Below are 17,167 nucleotides of genomic sequence, written 5' to 3'. Positions count from 1 at the left end.
ACTCTGTGTGGAACGACGCTCGCACCACCAACCTGATCGCCAACACGCTGGCCGTGCTGGCGGTTTGCGCCATGCTCATTGCGGGCGTGGTGTGGGTGGCGCAACGCCCGTTCTTCACGCTGCAGGCCATCGAGCTGGAATCGATGCCGGACACCGAGCTGCACTACGTGTCCACGGGGGCGGTGCGATCGGCGATCGCGGGCCGCTTCAAGGGCAATTTCTTCACGGTGGACCTGGACGACGCGCGCGAGATCTTCGAATCGGTGCCGTGGGTCCGGCACGCCACCGTGCGGCGGATCTGGCCCAATGTGTTGCGCGTGCGGATCGAGGAACAGCAGCCCCTGGCGCTGTGGAACGAGAACCAGATGATCAACACCTGGGGCGAGGCGTTCACGGCCAACACGGGCGAGGTGGACGACGAGACGGTGCTGCCGCAGTTCTCCGGTCCGGAGGGTACCGAGTCGCTGGTCGTGCAGCGTTACGCCGAGTTGGCGCGCTGGTTCGCTCCACTGGACATGCACGTCACGCAGTTGGACCTGAGTCCGCGCTACGCCTGGCGCGTGGTGCTGTCCAATGGCATGTCGCTGGACCTGGGCCGCGATCCGGGCGCCGATGCGCCGGATCCGCATGGCCTGCCGGGCGCCTTGCCGTTTGCGGCCCGCATTCAACGTTTTGTGCAGGCGTGGCCCGCCGTTGCCGGACGCCTGGAAGGGCGCACCGTGACGCAGGCCGACCTGCGCTATCCCAATGGTTTCGCCCTGGCGCTGGCCCCGTTGCCGCCGTCGGAAACCAAATCCAAATCCACACCGAAACCTCCCAAGAAACGCTAACGCCATGACCCGTGACATCAAGGACCTTATCGTCGCCCTCGATATCGGCACCAGCAAGGTGGTGGCTGTGGTGGCTGAAATTTTGCCTGAAGGGCGATTCGAAGTGCTGGGCCTCGGCCAGCACGAATCGCGCGGCATGCGCAAGGGCGTGGTCGTCAATATCGAGACCACTGTGAATTCCATCCAGCGCGCGCTTGAAGAAGCCGAGCTGATGGCAGATTGCAAGATTCGCGACGTCTACACCGGCATTGCCGGCAGCCATATCCGCAGCTTCAATTCCAGCGGCATGGTCGCCGTGAAGGACAAGGAAGTCACCGCCACCGACGTTGCCCGCGTCATCGAGACCGCCAAGGCGGTGAACATCCCGACCGACCAGCAAGTGCTGCACGTGCTGACGCAGGAGTTCATCGTCGACGGCCAGGAAGACATCCGCGAACCCATCGGCATGAGCGGCCTGCGCCTGGAAGTGCGCGTGCACATCGTGACGGGCGCGGTCAGCGCCGCCCAGAACATCGTGAAGTGCGTGCGCCGCTGCGGCCTGGAAGTGCAGGACCTGATCCTGCAGCCCCTGGCCTCCAGCCTGGCCGTGCTGACTGCCGATGAAAAGGAACTCGGCGTCGTGCTGGTCGACATCGGCGGCGGCACCACCGACGTGGCCATCTTCACCGGCGGCGCGATCCGCCACACCGCCGTGCTGCCGATCGCCGGCGACCAGATCACCAACGACATCGCCGCGATGCTGCGCACGCCCACGCCCGATGCCGAGGAAATCAAGCTGCGCTATGGCGTGGCCAAGCAGGTCCTGGCCAGCCCGGACGAGTCCGTTGAAGTGCCGGGCCTGGGCGACCGCGGCCCGCGCCAGGTCAAGCGCCAGGCGTTGGGCGCCGTGATCGAGCCGCGGGTGGAAGAGCTGTTCACGCTGGTGCAGCAGGTCGTGCGCGACTCCGGCTACGAGGACTTGCTGGCTTCCGGCGTGGTCCTGACCGGCGGTTCGGCGCAACTGCCCGGCATGATCGAACTGGCCGAGGACGTGTTCCTCAAGCCGGTGCGCGTGGCGGTGCCCGAATACGAAGGCAGCCTGGCCGACGTGATGCGCAATCCGCGCTTCTCGACGGTGATGGGCTTGTTGCAGGAAGCAAGAATGCAGCGTGTGCGCGGCCGCAAGGTCGCCGCCCAGACCGGCAATTTCAAGAGCCTGCTGGCGCGCATGAAGGAATGGTTCATGAACTGAGTTGTACAGGGCAGGTTGGGGCCTGTCCTTGGTGCGGTTCGCAGCGGTATCGCGGGCCGGGCCAGAAGAGGGGAGGCGCTTCAAACCCGTTGCGGGCCCGTCCGGCGACGAGTTTGAGGCGATTCACAAAACATAGGTTGGTTGGGGAATTTTTGTGATTTGCGAAATCGGACTTGTGAGGGAGTCATCATGATGAACTTTGAGATGCTTGAGAACAACACCAAAGGGACCGTTATCAAGGTCGTTGGTGTGGGCGGTGCGGGCGGCAATGCCGTGGCGCACATGATTCGCAGCGGCGTGCACGGCGTGGATTTCATCTGCGCCAACACCGATGCGCAGGCACTGGCGGCGACCAACGCCCCGGTGCAGATCCGTCTGGGCCGCACCGGCCTGGGCGCGGGCGCCAAGCCCGAGCAGGGACGCGCGTCGGCTGAAACCGCGCGCGAGGAAATCCGTGCCGCGCTGAATGGCGCGCACATGGTCTTCATTACCGCCGGCATGGGCGGTGGCACCGGCACCGGCGCAGGTCCGGTCGTGGCCGAAGTCGCCAAGGAACTGGGCATCCTGACCGTGGGCGTGGTCACCAAGCCGTTCACCTTCGAAGGCAACAAGCGCCTGAAGATGGCCGAGGACGGCATCTCGGAACTGGCCAAGCATGTGCATTCGCTCATCGTGGTGCTCAACGAGAACCTCTATGAACTGATGGACGAGGACGCGACGCAGGAAGACTGCTTCCGTTCCGCCGACGACATCCTGCACAACGCTTGCGCGGGTATCGCCGAAATCATCAACGTCGAAGGCAACGTCAACGTCGACTTCGAAGACGTCAAGACGATCATGGGCGAGCAGGGCCAGGCCATGATGGGCACGGCGTCGGCTTCGGGCGCTGACCGCGCCCGCGTGGCCGCCGAGCACGCCATCGCTTGCCCGCTGCTGGAAGGCGTGGACCTGAACGGCGCTCGCGGCGTGCTGGTCAACATCACCGCCAGCCGTTCGCTGAAGATGCGCGAAACGCGCGAAATCATGGAAACGATCCGCAGCTACGCTTCGGACGACGCGACCGTGATCTTCGGCACCGCCTACGACGAGTCCATGGGTGAGAACCTGCGCGTGACCGTGGTTGCGACCGGCCTGGGCCGTGCGCAAGCGCGTCCGCAGCTGGTGCAGAACACCGCTGAAGTGCTGCGTACCGGCACCGACAACATGCCCATGGGCGCGATGCCGGCTGGCGGTCAAGGCGATTACCGCAACCTGGACATGCCGTCTGTCATGCGCAATCCGCGCAGCCAGGCGTCGGCCCAGGTGCGTGCACTGGAAAGCTCGGGCATGGATCATTTCGACATCCCGGCATTCCTGCGCAAGCAGGCGGATTGAACCTAAGAGCCTGTTTCAGGCTCTAAACGCACTCCCTCATCTCCGGCCCGCCTGTCCCCACAGGTAGGCCGGAGGCGAAGCGGTCCGTGTTCCCCTTGCACGGTTTCAATAAGGGACGGAGGTATCGGTCGATCCGGACGCCAAATGGCGCCAGGGATCGGACAGAGTTACAATACGTCAGTTACGCCGGCAATCTGCTCGTCTTCTTGCCGGCTTCCTGGCTCAAAACACCCAAGTCTCATGTTCCGACAGCGCAGCATTCAGAATCTCGTCCGCACGACAGGCGTCGGCGTCCACTCCGGACGGCGGGTCGAGCTCACCTTGCGCCCGGCACAACCGAATACGGGCATCGTTTTCCACCGCGTCGACCTGCCGCAAGTCGTGGACCTGCCCGCGCAGGCCACCGGCGTGGGCGACACGCGCATGGCATCGGTGCTGCAGCAAGGCAATGTCCGCGTGTCCACGGTGGAACACCTCATGTCGGCGCTGGCCGGCCTGGGCATCGACAACCTGCATATCGACCTCACCGCCGAAGAAGTCCCGATCATGGACGGCAGTGCGGCCACGTTTGTCTACCTGCTGCGCTCGGCAGGCATCGTCGAACAGAACGCGCCCAAGCAATTCATTCGCGTTCTGAAGCCGGTGGAAGTGCGCGAAGGCGAAGGCCGCAACGAGAAATGGGCCCGGCTGGAACCGCACGAAGGCTATGCGCTGGCGTTTTCGATCGATTTCCGCCACCCCGCCATCGACTCCACGGCCAATTTCGCCGAGATCGATTTCGCCACGCATTCGTATGTGCGTGAAATCGCCCGCGCGCGCACCTTCGGCTTCGTCAACGAAGTCGAGGCCTTGCGCTCCATGGGCCTGGCCCGCGGCGGCAGCCTGGATAACGCCATCGTCATGGACGAGTACCGTGTGCTCAACAGCGACGGTCTGCGCTACGACGACGAATTTGTGAAACACAAGATCCTGGACGCCATCGGCGACCTGTATCTGTTGGGCAAGCCCCTGGTGGCGCGCTACGTCGCGTGCAAGTCGGGACACGGCCTGAACAATCAGCTGGCCCGCGCGCTGCTGGAGCAGCGCGACGCCTGGGAGCTGATCACCTACGAATCGCAGGCGGAGGCGCCGCAGGCGTTCCGCCACGAGTGGCAGCTGGCCTAGCGTCAGACCCACCCCCTACCCGCTGCGCGGGTCCCCTCAAGGGGGCGGCGCTGGCGGACCGGCAAAGCTGACTCCGCTGCGCCCGCGCTATCATTGTGCGCAGCCAGGTTCCTGATCGTTCGCGGTAATTCCCTGGGCGGCTCCCGGCGGATGGCTGCGGTCGTCATCCCCTAGCGCTTAAGGCGCAAACCGGCGGCAAACCATAGTATCGATCCGTCCGAGAACTTGGTTTCGCTTCGTTTCCGGGGGCGCCGGATCAAGGACAACCCTGCCGGCTTCAGCTACTCTTGTGGTGCTTCAAGAGCTTGGCGACCGCGTCGGCCAGAGGGCCGGGCCGCAGGTTGCCGTGCAGTGTCTCGAACGCGCCCAGGGCGGTGTTGCCCAGCGGTTGCGCCTCTTTGGGAGGGCGCGGCTGACGGGCGCCGGGCTTGGGCAAACCCGCTTGTACCTTGACGGCGATTTCGTTAAGGTTCCAGCCTTGGTCTGCCAGGGACCGCGCGATGCGCGGTGCCAATTGACGCATCTTGGCCGCATGCGCGGCACTCGGCACCACCAGGTGGAGGCACTGGTTTTCCAGCTTGCCCACCTGGCATACGGCGCCCAGCGGGGCGGGCAGAACCGCCGCCACCGCGTACTGAATTTGCAGGTGCTTGCGGGCGGTCGCCAGAACTCCGGCGCCCCGCATGTCATGACCCAGCCATCCCAGGGCGGTATCTTCTTTCCGCCGGCTGGAACTGGAACGTTGACGGTATGAAGTGGGTCTATTCATCCCGGCTCTAAGAATTAGGAAGCAAACCTTGAAAATCGTGATTATGCACGCCCGCGACGGGCAGGACGGGCATTTCACCCTGGGCGGCGCGCGCCTCGCGCTGTTTCTGGGGGGCGCCTTGATCACGGCCGCCATCTTTGGCGCCGCATTACAACGATACCTTACTCCGATCCTCCCGGCCGTACATGCCGTGGGCTGGCCCCTGGCGGGCCAACCCGGGCGCGATGCCGATTTCCTGCGCGGCAACATGAATCTGCTGGCCGCCAAGGTCGGGGCGCTGCAGGCCAAGCTGGTGAGCATCGACGGATTGGGCCAGCGCGTGGCCAAGGTGGCCGGCGTGGCCTATACCGACCCCGAATTGGCCAAGCAGCTGGCCGTGGCGCAGCCCGAGGCGCTGACCCAGCCCGAGGCGACCCAGGTCATGGACGATCTGTTCACCGACCACCCGCCGCCCAGTGCGGCCTCGGCCGAGGCGCTGGGCCGCCAGCTCGACGAGATCCAGGCCAGGCTGGCCCAGCAGTCCGACAATCTGAAGCTGTTGGACGCGGCGCTGACCAAGCGGTCGGCGGACCAGGCGCGCATGCCGACCGCCATGCCCATCACCGATTACCCCTATCTCAGTTCGTCTTATGGCTGGCGCCGCAACCCCGTGACCGGGCGCAGCGCCATGCACGAAGGCCTGGATTTCGCCGCGCCTCCGGGCACGCCCATCCTGGCCGCCTCGGGCGGCGTGGTGCTGGAGTCCAAGTTCCAGCCGGGCTACGGCAACATGGTCGAGATCGATCATGGCGACGGCCTGATCACCCGCTACGCCCACGCTTCCTCCCTGATGGTCAAGCAGGGTCAGCTGGTTGAACGCGGCCAGCAAGTGGCCCGCGTGGGCAGCTCCGGCCGTTCCACTGGCCCGCATTTGCACTTCGAAGTGCGCCTGGCCGGGCAGCCGCTGGACCCGCGCCTGTTCCTGGGGCCGCACCAGACCGCGCCGCCCTCCACGGTGGCCCACGCCGCCCAGTGAACCTGGGCGGTCCGCGCCGGTCAAACCGGCCGGCAGTGCTGCCCTGGCCATAGGTTCAGGCTATTGCGCTCCAGGTGCGTTAAACTGGTTCGTTTTCCAGCGGACCCCCGCTCAACCAATAACATCAAGTCACGGGTGACGCTGCTCCGGCCTTTCGTGGGCGCGGCGTGGCTCGTGCGGCCGACATACGCATGGTTTCTCTGCTCAAAAAACTCATAGGCAGCCGCAACGACCGGCTGCTTAAGCAGTATCGCAAGCTGGTAACCCAGATCAATGGGCTCGAACCCAAGATCTCCGCGCTCTCCGACGCGGAACTGGCGGCCAAAACCGAGGAATTCCGGTCCCGTCACGCCCAGGGTACGTCCCTGGACGATCTTCTGCCCGAAGCTTTCGCGGTTGTGCGCGAAGCCGGCAAGCGGGTGTTCGGCATGCGCCACTTCGACGTGCAGATGCTGGGCGGCATCGCCCTGCACAGCGGCAAGATCGCCGAAATGCGCACGGGCGAAGGCAAGACCCTGATGGCGACGCTGCCGGTCTACCTGAACGCGATCGCCGGCAAGGGCGTGCACGTGGTCACGGTGAACGATTACCTGGCGCGCCGCGACGCGGAATGGATGGGGCGCCTGTACCACTTCCTGGGCCTGAGCACCGGCGTGGTCGTGCCGCAGCAGCCCAACGAGGAAAAGAAGGCGGCCTACCAGGCCGACATCACCTACGGCACCAACAACGAATTCGGCTTCGACTATCTGCGCGACAACATGGAATACCGTGTTGAAGACCGTCGCCAGCGCGGCCTGTTCTACGCCATCGTCGACGAAGTGGACTCGATCCTGATCGACGAAGCCCGTACGCCGCTGATCATCTCCGGTCAGGCCGAAGACCACACCGAACTCTACGTCCGCATGAACGCGGTGCCGCCGCTGCTCAAGCGCATGGCGCACGAGCCCAAGCCGCAGGAGCCGGAACCCGAAGGCGACTACTGGGTTGACGAAAAGAGCCAGCAGGTCTACCTGTCCGAAGCCGGGCACGAGAACGCCGAAGGCATCCTGTCGCGCCTGGGCATCCTGCCGGAAGGCGAATCGCTGTACGACCCGCGCCATATCGCGCTGATGCACCACCTGATGGTGGCGCTGCGCGCCAACACGCTGTTCTTCCGCGACCAGCAGTACGTGGTGCAGGACGGCGAAGTGGTCATCGTCGACGAATTCACCGGCCGCTTGATGGTGGGCCGCCGCTGGTCCGACGGCCTGCACCAGGCGGTCGAAGCCAAGGAAGGCGTGAAGATCCAGCACGAGAACCAGACGCTGGCGTCGATCACGTTCCAGAACTACTTCCGCATGTACGAAAAGCTGTCCGGCATGACCGGCACGGCCGATACGGAAGCCTACGAATTCCAGGAAATCTACGGGCTTGAAACGGTCATCATCCCGACCAACAAGCCCATGGTCCGCAAGGACCAGAACGACCAGGTCTTCAAGACCGACGGCGAAAAGTACAACGCCATCCTCGAAGACATCCGCGACTGCCACGAACGCGGCCAGCCGGTGCTGGTGGGTACCACCAGCATCGAAAACTCCGAGCTGCTGTCGGGCCTGCTGAAGAAGGCCAAGCTGCCGCACGAAGTGCTGAACGCCAAGCAGCACGCCCGCGAAGCCGAGATCGTTGCCGAGGCCGGCAAGCCTGGCCACATCACCATCGCCACCAACATGGCGGGCCGCGGTACCGACATCGTGCTGGGCGGCAGCGTCGACAAGCAGGTCGACCTGATTCGCGCCGACGAATCGCTGTCCGATGCCGAAAAGAGCGCCCGCATCGAGAAGGTGCGCGCCGAATGGAAGCCGCTGAACGAGCAGGTCAAGGCCGCCGGCGGCCTGCGCATCATCGGCACCGAACGCCACGAATCGCGCCGTATCGACAACCAGCTGCGTGGCCGTGCGGGCCGCCAGGGCGATCCGGGCTCGTCGCGCTTCTACCTGTCGCTGGAAGACTCGCTGATGCGCATCTTCGCGGGCGACCGCGTGCGCGCCATCATGGAACGCCTGAAGCTGCCCGAGGGCGAGCCCATCGAGGCCGGCATGGTGACACGTTCGATCGAGACCGCGCAGCGCAAGGTGGAAGGCCGCAACTTCGACATCCGCAAGCAATTGCTGGAATACGACGACGTCGCCAACGACCAGCGCAAGGTGCTGTATTCGCAGCGCAATGACGTGCTGGAAGCCGCCAGCGTGGGCGCCACCGTGCAGAACCTGCGCGACGCCGCCGTGACCGAGATGTTCAACACCTACGTGCCGCCGGAATCGGTGGAAGAACAGTGGGATGTGCCGGCGCTGCAGACGGCGCTGGAGGCTGACTGGCATGTGCAGCTGCCGCTGACGGAAATGCTGGAAAAGGAAGCCAACCTGACCGACGACGACCTGCGCGAACGCGTGGTGGGCGCCGCGCGCGAGGCCTACCAGGCCAAGGTCGACCAGGTGGGCACGGAATCGTGGTCGCAATTCGAGCGTTCGATCATGCTGCAGGCGATCGACACGCACTGGCGCGAACACCTGTCGGCGCTGGACTATCTGCGCCAGGGCATCCATTTGCGCGGCTATGCGCAGAAGAACCCCAAGCAGGAATACAAGCGCGAAGCCTTCGAACTGTTCTCGGGCATGCTGGATCGCATCCGCGACGACGTGGTCCGGGTGCTGATGACGGTGCGCGTGCAGTCGCAGGAACAGGTCGAACAGGCCGAGGCCGAAGCGGCGCAGCCGCACGTGCAGAACGTGCAGTACCACCATTCCGACTACGACGAAGCGCTGGCCCAGTCTGAATCGGACAGCGGCGCGCAGCCCGTGCGCAATGCCTTGCCCAAGGTCGGCCGCAACGACCCGTGCCCTTGCGGCAGCGGCAAGAAGTACAAGCAGTGCCACGGCAAGCTCGTCTGATCCAGGAGCCATCATGCTGCATTCCGTCGGCCGCACTGAATTCGACCATGCCGTGGTCATGGTGCGCGACCGGCTGGATGCGCTGGCCCCGCATTTCGAGCGCCAGGGTTTTCACCTGAGCGACAAGGCGGTGCATAACCTGGGGTCGTGCAACCGCTTGATCGTGCTGGAAGGCACGTACGTCGAATTGCTGGGCTGGCCGCCCGGCGCGCCGCCCGCGCGCAAGGAAATCGCTGATTCCCCGTTCGGGCTGGAGGCGCTGGTGTTCCGCACCCATGACGCCGAAGCCACCCGCGAACGCCTGCTGGCGGCAGGCTTTGTCGTCAATCCCGTCCAGGAACTGAGCCGTCCCGCCATGCTGGATGGTCAGGAAGTCCAGGCCCGTTTCCATACCGTGCGTTTCGCCGAGCAACCCTTGCCCGGCATCCGCATGTATTTCTGCCGCCATCTGACGCCCGAATGCGTGTGGTCGCCTGAACTCATGGCGCATCCCAACGGCGCGCGCAGCTTGCTGCGCATCGATGCCCGCGCGCCCGACGCGCGCGCGGTCGCCGAACGCCTGGCGCTGGTGGCCGGCGTACCGGCCGAAGCCGCCAGCGGCGGCTGGGACGTGCCGCTGGCCAACCTGCGCATCCACGTGAGCCAGGATGCCGCAGCGGCGGGGCCTACGCTGTCGACGTTGACCCTGGAAAACAAGGACGGCGCGCACTACACGCTGGATACCGGCCTGTAAGCGCCAGGCGGCAGATGCCGCTGAAGAACGAATCGCCCGCAGCGTCCGCGCCGCGGGCTTTTTTTCGCCCCGAGGGCCATGGCGAGTGCGGCTGACAATAGCCCGCTTTCGGGGAAACCCGGGGTTGTTGGGTCAAGTGTATGCACTTTAGTATGCAATTCATTCCCGACGATCCAACCGAACCCAGGTGATCCGGCATGACGCAACCCTCAGTCGCAATCCGGCCTGCAGCGCGCACCAAGGAAGCGCAGGCCGAGTTGTATGGCGCGGTCAAGGCGATGGCCGTGCGCTTCGAATTCAAGCCTGGTGAACGCATCAACGAGGTCGAGCTGGCCCGCAGGCTGAACGTCAGCCGCACGCCGCTGCGCGAGGTGCTGAACCAGTTGATGGTCGAAGGTTTCCTGACCCGTTCGGTCAACCGCGGCTTTATTGCCCGCCTGCTCGATGCCAAGCAGATCCACAGCCTTTACGAATACCGCGCCGTGCTGGAGGCGGGCATCGTACGCGCGGCCTGCGAGCGCGCCACCGACCAGGAGCTGGCGAGCCTGCGGGAATTCGTCGAGCGTTCCCGCGACGTACCCGAGGACAGCGACGCCACCCGCTTGCTGGAGCTCGATGAGGCCTTTCACCTGACGCTGGCGCGCTACTCGCGCAACGAGGAGTTCGTGCGCGCGCTGGAAAGCGTCAATGCCCGCATTCATTTCGTGCGCTGGATCGACATGCAGCAGGGACGCCGCAGCCATACCCAGGGCGAGCACCTGCGCATCGTCGAGGCGCTGGAGCGGCGCGACATCGACGCCTTGCCGGGACTGATGAGCGCGCACATCGGCCGCCGCCTGGACCAGATCACCGACGTCATACGCACCGGTTTTTCCACGATCTACATGCGGGACCAGGCCGAACCCGCCACGGCAGCGCCGGCCAACACCATACAAGCAGGGGAAATGCTATGAATCACGGGATAAAGCGCGGACTGGCTGCGCTATGCATGCTGTCCGCCACGGCGGGGGCCTTCATTGCGGCGCCGGCCGCGGCCGAAGAGCGGCCGCTGGTGCTGGTCGTGCCGTATCCGCCCGGAGGCAGCACCGACATCCTGGCGCGCATCCTGCAGCCGCGCCTGTCGCAGCAATTGGGCGGCCGCGCGGTCGTGGTCGAAAACCGGCCGGGGGCGGCCAGCCAGATCGCCACCGCCTTCGTGGCGCGCGCCGAACCCGACGGCAACACGCTGCTGGTCAGCTTCGACAACCACGGCATCAACCCCGCCGTAAAGCCCAAGCTGCCCTACGACACCTTCAAGGACTTCGTCGCCATTTCGCAGACCGTGCGCTTCCCGCTGGTGCTGGGCGCCAATCCCAGCGTGCCGGGAGACAACCTGAAGGAGTTCCTGGCCGCGGCCGCCAAGCAGCCGCCCAACAAGTTCAACTACGCGTCCACCGGCGTGGGCTCGCTGAACCATCTGGCGCCCGAAGAGCTCAAGCGCCTGTCGAAGGTGGAGTTGCTGCACGTGCCGTACGGCGGCGGCGGACCGGCCATCCAGGCGGTGGTGGGCGGCCAGGCCAGCATGACCTGGCTGAGCTTTGCGGCGCTGCGCGGCCAGATCCAGGCCGGCAAGATCAAGCCGCTGGCGGTGGCCGGCGACAAGCGCCTGCCCGATCTGCCCAACGTGCCGACCGTGGCGGAGTCCGGCTTCCCGGGCTTTGTCGCCTATTCCTGGAGCGGCATGTTCGCGCCCAAGGGCACGCCGGAAGCGACCGTGAAAAAGCTGACGGCCGACTTCAAGGCGGTGCTGGCCGACCCGGAAATCCGCAAGAAGGTGACGGACGCGGGTTTTGAGATCGTGGCCTCCGACGGCCCGGCGCTGGACGCCTACGTGAAGTCGGAATACGACCGGTGGAGCGCCTTCATCAAGAGCAGCAACATCAATCTGGACAACTGAACGAGGCGCGGCCGGCGGAGCGCCGTGCGGCCGCGATGCGTGCAACACAAATGGAGATGACATGGAAAACATGACCGGCGCCGAAGCCATGGTGCGCATGCTGCAGCACAACGGCGTCAAGCACATATTCGGCCTGTGCGGCGACACCAGCCTGCCGTTTTACGACGCGCTGTACCGGCTGGACCACGGCATGCAGCACATCCTGACGCGCGACGAGCGCAGCGCCGGCTACATGGCGGACGCCTATGCTCGCGTGACCGGCAAGGTCGGCGTGTGTGAAGGCCCCAGCGGCGGCGGCGCGACCTATCTGCTGCCCGGCCTGGTGGAGGCCAACGAATCGTCCATACCGGTGCTCGGCATTACTTCGGACGTGGCAGTGGGCTCGCGCGGCAAGTATCCGCTGACCGAGCTGGACCAGGAAGCCTTGTACCGTCCGCTGACCAAGTGGAACCGCACCATCGACCGCGCGGACCAGATTCCCGGCATGGTGCGCGCGGCCTTCCGCGCGATGACGACGGGCAAGCCCGGCGCCGCCCATTTGTGCTTTCCGTACGACGTGATGAAGCAACAGGTGGACGCGTCCGATGTCTGGGCCCAGCCCGAACATGGGCGCTTCCCGTCCATGCGCTACGCGCCGGATCCCCTGGACGTCGCGCGCGCCGCGCAGCGGCTGGTCGGCGCTCGCGCGCCCGTGATCATCTGCGGCGGCGGCGTGGTCATCGCCGGCGCCAGCGGCGCCCTGCAGGAGTTGGCCGAATCGCTCAAGGCCGCGGTCTGCTTGACCGTGAGCGGGCAGGGCAGCCTGGCCGACACCCATCCCCTGAATGCGGGCGTGGTCGGCTCCAACGGCGGCGTGATGGCGACGCGCGATGTGGTGGCCGCGGCCGACGTGGTGCTGTTCGTCGGCTGCCGCGCGGGCTCCACGTCGACCGAGCACTGGCGCTTCCCCAACCGCGACGTGCCCATCCTGCACATCGACATCGACCCCATGGTGATCGGCGCCAATTACCTGACCGAAGTCGGCATGGTGGGCGACGCCAAGCTGGCGCTGGAAGCCCTGGGCGTGGAGGTGGCGGCGCGCCTGGCGCACCGTCCGTCCGACGCCGCCGACGGCGCGGTGCTGGCCGGCCGCGCCAAGGAGGCGCGCCGCGCGCAACTGGAGCCGTTGGCCCACAGCCAGGACGCGCCCATCCGCCCCGAACGCGTGGTGCAGTCCTTGAACCGCCTGCTGCCCGACGACGCGGTGGTCTGCGCCGATCCCGGCACGCCTTGCCCGTATTTTTCCGCCTACTACGACGTGTCGCGCCCCGGCCGGCACTTCATCACCAACCGCGCCCATGGCGCGCTGGGCTTCTCCATGTCGGCCGCCCTGGGCGCCTGGGTGGGCCGGCCCCAGTCCAAGTGCGTGTCGGTGATGGGCGACGGCAGCTTTGGCTTCACGGTGGGCGAACTGGAAACCATCGTGCGGCACAAGGCGCCGCTGCTGATGGTGGTGTTCTCGAACTCGGTCTATGGCTGGATCAAGGCCAGTCAGAAAGCGGGCTACGACAAGCGCTACTACAGCGTGGATTTCAACCGCACCGACCACGCCCGCATCGCCGAGGCCTATGGCGTCAAGGCGTGGCGCGTCGAAGACCCGTCCAAGCTGGATGCCGCCATCAAGGCAGCAATGGAGCACGACGGTCCGGCGCTGATCGACGTGGTGGCGCAGCCGCTGCAGGACGCGGCCGCGCCGGTCAGCCAGTGGATGGGTTGACGCTGTCGACCAGGTGATTGACGCCGGTGCAGAGATCGTCCCGGGCCACGCCGTAGATGTGCAGTGACACGGCGATGTCCGGGCCGGCGTTGCCCAGGCGGTGGATCTGGCGCAGGCCTTGCGTGGCGGTGACGATGTCGCCAGGGCGGCGGGTCACCGTGCCGCAGGCCTGGGCGATGGCGGACTCCTGATCCCAGCGATAGTGGGTTTCCGTGAGTTCGCCCTGCAGCACCTGATAGGTGCACCAGGTCTTGTGGCCATGCACCGGGCTGAATTGGCCGGGCCGCCAGATCAGGTAGGCCATCGTGAAGGCGCCGTGCGGATCGGCGTAGGCGATATGGCGGGTGTAGGACTCGGCCCGTCCGGCGCGCAGCTCCGCGGGCAGGTTCTGCAGCATGTCGCCGGCGCTGGCGACGCTGGCGGCCAGGTCGCGCAGCAGGGCGCGCGCGGCGTTCAATTGGGCGGACTGCACCGATGCGCATAGCGATTGCAGGCCGCCGCCGGCGAGTTGGATGGAAGACATGGCAGGCCTCCAGGCAGAGTTTCCATGGTAGGAGCTTGCGCTGGAATGCCTTTGCCAAATTCGGCGCGTCAGGGCCGCAGATTGGAAAAATATTCCATTCCGCCCGGCAGCCCCGCGCTCCTATACTGGTCTGCTTTGGCGCAACGCTGCGCCGGGCAGCGCAATGACAGGGGAGTCAGGCATGGATCTGGGGATCAGCGGCAAGTCGGCACTGGTATTCGGCGGCAGCCGCGGCATGGGCCGGGCCTGCGCCCTGCAACTGGCGCGCGAGGGCGTGGCGGTCACGATCGCCGCCCGCAACCCCGCCACGCTGGAGCAGGCCGCGGCCGAGATATCGCATGAGACCGGGATAGGCGTGGGCTGGGTGTCGGCCGACCTGACGCAGGCGTCGGGCCGGGATGCGGCCATGGCCGCCTGCCCCCATCCGGACATCCTGATCAACAATGCGGACGGCCCGCTGCCGGGCGACTTCCGCAACTGGAGCCACGACGACTGGATCGCGGCGCTGGACGGCATGATGCTGGGACCCATCGACATGATCCGGCGGGTCGTGGACGGGATGATGGAACGGCGCTTCGGACGCATCGTGAACATCGTCTCGCGCAGCGTGAAGGCGCCGCATGCTGAACTCGGCCTGTCCAACGGCGCGCGCTCGGGCCTGATCGGCTTCGTCAGCGGCCTGGCGCGCCAGACCGTGCGCCACAACGTCACCATCAATAACCTGCTGCCTGGGGCCTTCGCCACGGACGCGCAGGTCCGGCACATACAGGGCATGCTGGAGCAGGCCGGCGGCAAGAGCTTCGAACAGCTCTGGGACGAGCGCGGACGCGCGAATCCGGCCGGGCGCTACGGCCAGCCCGAAGAGCTGGGGGCGCTGTGCGCCTATGTCTGTTCCGCGCAGGCCGGCTACATGACCGCGCAGAACATCCTGATCGACGGCGGCGGCTACCCCGGGACCTACTGAAGTCCGGCGCCCCGGGGGCGCAGGCTGGACGCGGGCAGGCGGAACGGGCAAGATTGGGGCCGATCCAGCCGAGGAAACCCATGGACCAGACGGACATCAAGATACTGGCCTTGCTGCAGAAGGACGCCACCTGTTCGGTCGCCGAGATCGCCGAGCAAGTGCACCTGTCCATCACGCCCTGCTGGCGCCGCATCCAGAAGTTGAAGGATGACGGCGTCATCGCCCGCAACGCCATCTTGCTGGATCCCTGCGCGCTGGGCCTGAACCTGACGGTCTTCGTCTCCATCAAGACCAGCCAGCACAACGAGAAATGGACGCAGAGCCTGATCAATGCCGTGATGGCCTTGCCCAACGTGGTGGAGTTCCACCGCATGGCGGGCGACGTCGATTATCTGCTCAAGGTCGTGGTCGAGGACATGGCGGCCTATGACCGCTTCTACCGGCGCCTGATCGCTGCCGTGGACCTGCTGGACGTCAGCGCCAGCTTCTCGATGGAAGTCATCAAAAGCACCACGGAATTGCCGCTGGACGCGGTATAGGCGGGCGCGCGCAATTTTTTTTCCATGGCAGGGGGCGGCGGGGATGCAAATTCCATTCGGCCCGCCGGCCGGCCCCCATCACGCAATTCTTTTGCGCAGGCTACGGCGTAGGATATCCGCACTCCCATCATGGGATGAATCGGGATATCAGAGGACCCTATGTCGTTGGCAGTACCCGCCGGCTGCGCCGGTACGGAAAATTCGCGGCGCGCGCTTTCGGTGGATGACCTGCTGGGCGGCTGGAACGGCGTCGACGACCTGTGGGTGTTCGCCTACGGTTCCCTGATATGGCATCCCGGTTTCACCTGGCGCGAACGTCGGCTGGCAACGGTGCGCGGCTACCACCGGTCCCTGTGCCTGTGGTCGCACGACCATCGCGGCTCGCCCGACAACCCCGGCCTGGTGTTCGGTCTGGACCGCGGCGGCTGCTGCCGCGGCGTGGCCTTTCAGATCGCCGCCTGCGACGTGCCGGCGGTGTTCCAGGCGCTGTGGCGCCGGGAAATGGTCACCGGCGCCTACACGCCGCGCTGGCTCACCTGCCATACGGAAGCCGCGCCGGTGCGCGGGCTGGTGTTCCTGCTGAACCGGGCCTGCCAGGAATACGCGGCCGGCCTCAGCGACGACCGTCTACTGGCGTCCGTGCGCAATGCCGTGGGGCATTCCGGGCCTTGCCTGGACTATGTCGTGGAAACCGAGCGCGCCCTGCGCGCGCACGGCATCGACGATTGGCGCCTGGGTGATCTGGTGCGCAGGCTGGGTCAGGCGTTCTGACGCCTGAAGGTCAGCGTCAGAAGCGCCAGCGGCCGAACATGAACAGCACGTTGCCCGCGCCGGCTGACCCCGGGATGTAGGTCGCGTAGAGCATCGTGTCCTTGTAGCTGGCGCTCACCAGCGGCAGGATGCCGGGAAACGGCACATAGCTCATGATGTCGTGGCGCGCCGTCAGGAAGACGGTGTAGCCCGCGCCCAGGCGGACGTTTTCACTGACCCGCCCGATCTTCAGGAAACCGTAGCCGGCGATGGGTTCGACCTTGCTGTGCGAATCCAGGAAGGCCATGGCGTACAGGCCCTGCCAGTCGCCGTCTTCGTCGTAGATGCTGCGGCCGTAGCCGCCGCCCCATGCCAGCTCGTTGAAGCTGTCGATCTTCTCTTTGCTGTAGGTGGCGCGGTTGTGCCAGGAATAGCCGGTGAAGTACAGGTCGTTGCCGCCTTCCGTCCAGATCTGGTCAAGGCGGTTACAGGCGGACTGTGCCCATGAGGGCATGCTGTCACAGGCCTGGGCAGTGGCGGCGAAGGTGGCGAGCAGCAGGCAAAGGATTGCCGCCCGGAATCTTGCGGTCATTGTGGGCGCTGAAAGGGGGAAGATGACAATCCCATTACTGTAATGGAACAGTCGTCCTCGACCC

Annotated in this window: 16 protein-coding genes; 13 read left to right on the top strand and 3 right to left on the bottom strand. The window is 65.9% G+C overall.

What is annotated here, in order from left to right:
* Window positions 1–5 precede the first annotated feature (5 nt).
* The 4 genes from IAG39_RS27240 (at window position 6) to lpxC (ending at window position 4,599) form a co-directional block, all read left to right on the top strand.
* A complete protein-coding gene (locus IAG39_RS27240; RefSeq protein ID WP_059373724.1) occupies window positions 6–830 on the top strand; it encodes a cell division protein FtsQ/DivIB in 825 nt (274 codons plus the stop codon).
* 4 nt (window positions 831–834) lie between these two features.
* Window positions 835–2,061, top strand: coding sequence for a cell division protein FtsA (ftsA, locus tag IAG39_RS27235; RefSeq protein WP_006217473.1), 1,227 nt, complete (start codon window positions 835–837; stop codon window positions 2,059–2,061).
* Window positions 2,062–2,250: 189 nt separating this feature from the next.
* Window positions 2,251–3,435, top strand: coding sequence for a cell division protein FtsZ (ftsZ, locus tag IAG39_RS27230; protein WP_054457598.1), 1,185 nt, complete (start codon window positions 2,251–2,253; stop codon window positions 3,433–3,435).
* Window positions 3,436–3,675: 240 nt separating this feature from the next.
* Window positions 3,676–4,599: a UDP-3-O-acyl-N-acetylglucosamine deacetylase gene (gene lpxC, locus IAG39_RS27225; RefSeq protein ID WP_059373723.1), complete on the top strand. Its 924-nt coding sequence runs from the start codon at window positions 3,676–3,678 to the stop codon at window positions 4,597–4,599.
* Between the two features lie 277 nt (window positions 4,600–4,876).
* On the opposite strand, the gene IAG39_RS27220 is transcribed toward lpxC, so the two are convergent.
* Entirely contained in the window at window positions 4,877–5,284 is a 408-nt protein-coding gene (locus tag IAG39_RS27220) for a DciA family protein (RefSeq protein ID WP_082401228.1), read from the bottom strand.
* A 127-nt stretch (window positions 5,285–5,411) separates the two neighbouring features.
* Here IAG39_RS27220 and IAG39_RS27215 point away from each other — a divergent pair, with 127 nt between their 5' ends.
* From IAG39_RS27215 to IAG39_RS27190, 6 genes are all read left to right on the top strand, one after another.
* Window positions 5,412–6,383 (top strand): M23 family metallopeptidase, encoded by a 972-nt coding sequence (locus IAG39_RS27215; RefSeq protein ID WP_054457596.1) that lies wholly within the window; start codon window positions 5,412–5,414, stop codon window positions 6,381–6,383.
* Between the two features lie 191 nt (window positions 6,384–6,574).
* Window positions 6,575–9,310 carry a preprotein translocase subunit SecA gene (gene secA, locus IAG39_RS27210; protein WP_059373722.1) on the top strand — a complete coding sequence of 912 codons (2,736 nt, stop codon included), beginning with the start codon at window positions 6,575–6,577 and terminating at the stop codon, window positions 9,308–9,310.
* 13 nt (window positions 9,311–9,323) lie between these two features.
* Window positions 9,324–10,043, top strand: coding sequence for a VOC family protein (locus IAG39_RS27205; RefSeq protein WP_118932602.1), 720 nt, complete (start codon window positions 9,324–9,326; stop codon window positions 10,041–10,043).
* Window positions 10,044–10,240: 197 nt separating this feature from the next.
* The gene (locus IAG39_RS27200) at window positions 10,241–10,996 is read left to right on the top strand and encodes a GntR family transcriptional regulator (RefSeq protein ID WP_059373720.1); all 756 of its coding nucleotides are present in this window, start codon (window positions 10,241–10,243) and stop codon (window positions 10,994–10,996) included.
* The gene (locus tag IAG39_RS27195) at window positions 10,993–11,979 is read left to right on the top strand and encodes a tripartite tricarboxylate transporter substrate binding protein (protein WP_059373719.1); all 987 of its coding nucleotides are present in this window, start codon (window positions 10,993–10,995) and stop codon (window positions 11,977–11,979) included. The genes IAG39_RS27200 and IAG39_RS27195 overlap by 4 nt, the downstream gene beginning before the upstream one ends.
* 61 nt (window positions 11,980–12,040) lie before the next feature.
* Complete coding sequence (locus IAG39_RS27190; protein ID WP_118932603.1) at window positions 12,041–13,735, top strand: thiamine pyrophosphate-binding protein; 1,695 nt, start codon at window positions 12,041–12,043, stop codon at window positions 13,733–13,735.
* Here IAG39_RS27190 and IAG39_RS27185 read toward each other — a convergent pair.
* Window positions 13,716–14,258: a cysteine dioxygenase family protein gene (locus IAG39_RS27185; protein WP_118932604.1), complete on the bottom strand. Its 543-nt coding sequence runs from the start codon at window positions 14,256–14,258 to the stop codon at window positions 13,716–13,718. The two genes, IAG39_RS27190 and IAG39_RS27185, sit on opposite strands and share 20 nt — an antisense overlap.
* Before the next feature lie 181 nt (window positions 14,259–14,439).
* On the opposite strand from IAG39_RS27185, the gene IAG39_RS27180 reads away from it, so the two are divergent.
* The 3 genes from IAG39_RS27180 to IAG39_RS27170 all read left to right on the top strand — a co-directional run bounded on the left by IAG39_RS27180 (window position 14,440) and on the right by IAG39_RS27170 (window position 16,532).
* Window positions 14,440–15,222 (top strand): SDR family NAD(P)-dependent oxidoreductase, encoded by a 783-nt coding sequence (locus tag IAG39_RS27180; RefSeq protein WP_059373717.1) that lies wholly within the window; start codon window positions 14,440–14,442, stop codon window positions 15,220–15,222.
* 80 nt (window positions 15,223–15,302) lie between these two features.
* A complete protein-coding gene (locus IAG39_RS27175; RefSeq protein WP_118932605.1) occupies window positions 15,303–15,761 on the top strand; it encodes an Lrp/AsnC family transcriptional regulator in 459 nt (152 codons plus the stop codon).
* 159 nt (window positions 15,762–15,920) lie between these two features.
* Window positions 15,921–16,532, top strand: a complete 612-nt coding sequence (locus tag IAG39_RS27170) for a gamma-glutamylcyclotransferase (protein ID WP_059373716.1) — start codon at window positions 15,921–15,923, stop codon at window positions 16,530–16,532.
* 16 nt (window positions 16,533–16,548) lie between these two features.
* On the opposite strand, the gene pagP is transcribed toward IAG39_RS27170, so the two are convergent.
* Window positions 16,549–17,103 (bottom strand): lipid IV(A) palmitoyltransferase PagP, encoded by a 555-nt coding sequence (gene pagP, locus IAG39_RS27165; protein ID WP_059373715.1) that lies wholly within the window; start codon window positions 17,101–17,103, stop codon window positions 16,549–16,551.
* Between the last annotated feature and the right edge of the window lie 64 nt (window positions 17,104–17,167).

Source organism: Achromobacter xylosoxidans (assembly GCF_014490035.1).
GTDB classification, from domain to species: Bacteria; Pseudomonadota; Gammaproteobacteria; order Burkholderiales; family Burkholderiaceae_B; genus Achromobacter; species Achromobacter bronchisepticus_A.
The sequence above is the reverse complement of the archived record's forward strand: the minus strand, read 5'-3'. Positions and strand labels throughout refer to the sequence as shown.

Excerpts from the sequence above, each read along its gene's own strand:
- IAG39_RS27180 (WP_059373717.1), top strand. The coding sequence starts at position 14,440 with ATGGATCTGGGGATCAGCGGCAAGTCGGCACTGGTATTCGGCGGCAGC.
- IAG39_RS27205 (WP_118932602.1), top strand. The coding sequence starts at position 9,324 with ATGCTGCATTCCGTCGGCCGCACTGAATTCGACCATGCCGTGGTCATG.
- IAG39_RS27220 (WP_082401228.1), bottom strand. The coding sequence starts at position 5,284 with ATGCGGGGCGCCGGAGTTCTGGCGACCGCCCGCAAGCACCTGCAAATT.
- pagP (WP_059373715.1), bottom strand. The coding sequence starts at position 17,103 with ATGACCGCAAGATTCCGGGCGGCAATCCTTTGCCTGCTGCTCGCCACC.
- IAG39_RS27185 (WP_118932604.1), bottom strand. The coding sequence starts at position 14,258 with ATGTCTTCCATCCAACTCGCCGGCGGCGGCCTGCAATCGCTATGCGCA.
- ftsZ (WP_054457598.1), top strand. The coding sequence starts at position 2,251 with ATGATGAACTTTGAGATGCTTGAGAACAACACCAAAGGGACCGTTATC.
- IAG39_RS27175 (WP_118932605.1), top strand. The coding sequence starts at position 15,303 with ATGGACCAGACGGACATCAAGATACTGGCCTTGCTGCAGAAGGACGCC.
- IAG39_RS27170 (WP_059373716.1), top strand. The coding sequence starts at position 15,921 with ATGTCGTTGGCAGTACCCGCCGGCTGCGCCGGTACGGAAAATTCGCGG.
- IAG39_RS27190 (WP_118932603.1), top strand. The coding sequence starts at position 12,041 with ATGGAAAACATGACCGGCGCCGAAGCCATGGTGCGCATGCTGCAGCAC.
- IAG39_RS27215 (WP_054457596.1), top strand. The coding sequence starts at position 5,412 with ATGCACGCCCGCGACGGGCAGGACGGGCATTTCACCCTGGGCGGCGCG.
- lpxC (WP_059373723.1), top strand. The coding sequence starts at position 3,676 with ATGTTCCGACAGCGCAGCATTCAGAATCTCGTCCGCACGACAGGCGTC.
- IAG39_RS27200 (WP_059373720.1), top strand. The coding sequence starts at position 10,241 with ATGACGCAACCCTCAGTCGCAATCCGGCCTGCAGCGCGCACCAAGGAA.
- IAG39_RS27195 (WP_059373719.1), top strand. The coding sequence starts at position 10,993 with ATGAATCACGGGATAAAGCGCGGACTGGCTGCGCTATGCATGCTGTCC.
- secA (WP_059373722.1), top strand. The coding sequence starts at position 6,575 with ATGGTTTCTCTGCTCAAAAAACTCATAGGCAGCCGCAACGACCGGCTG.
- ftsA (WP_006217473.1), top strand. The coding sequence starts at position 835 with ATGACCCGTGACATCAAGGACCTTATCGTCGCCCTCGATATCGGCACC.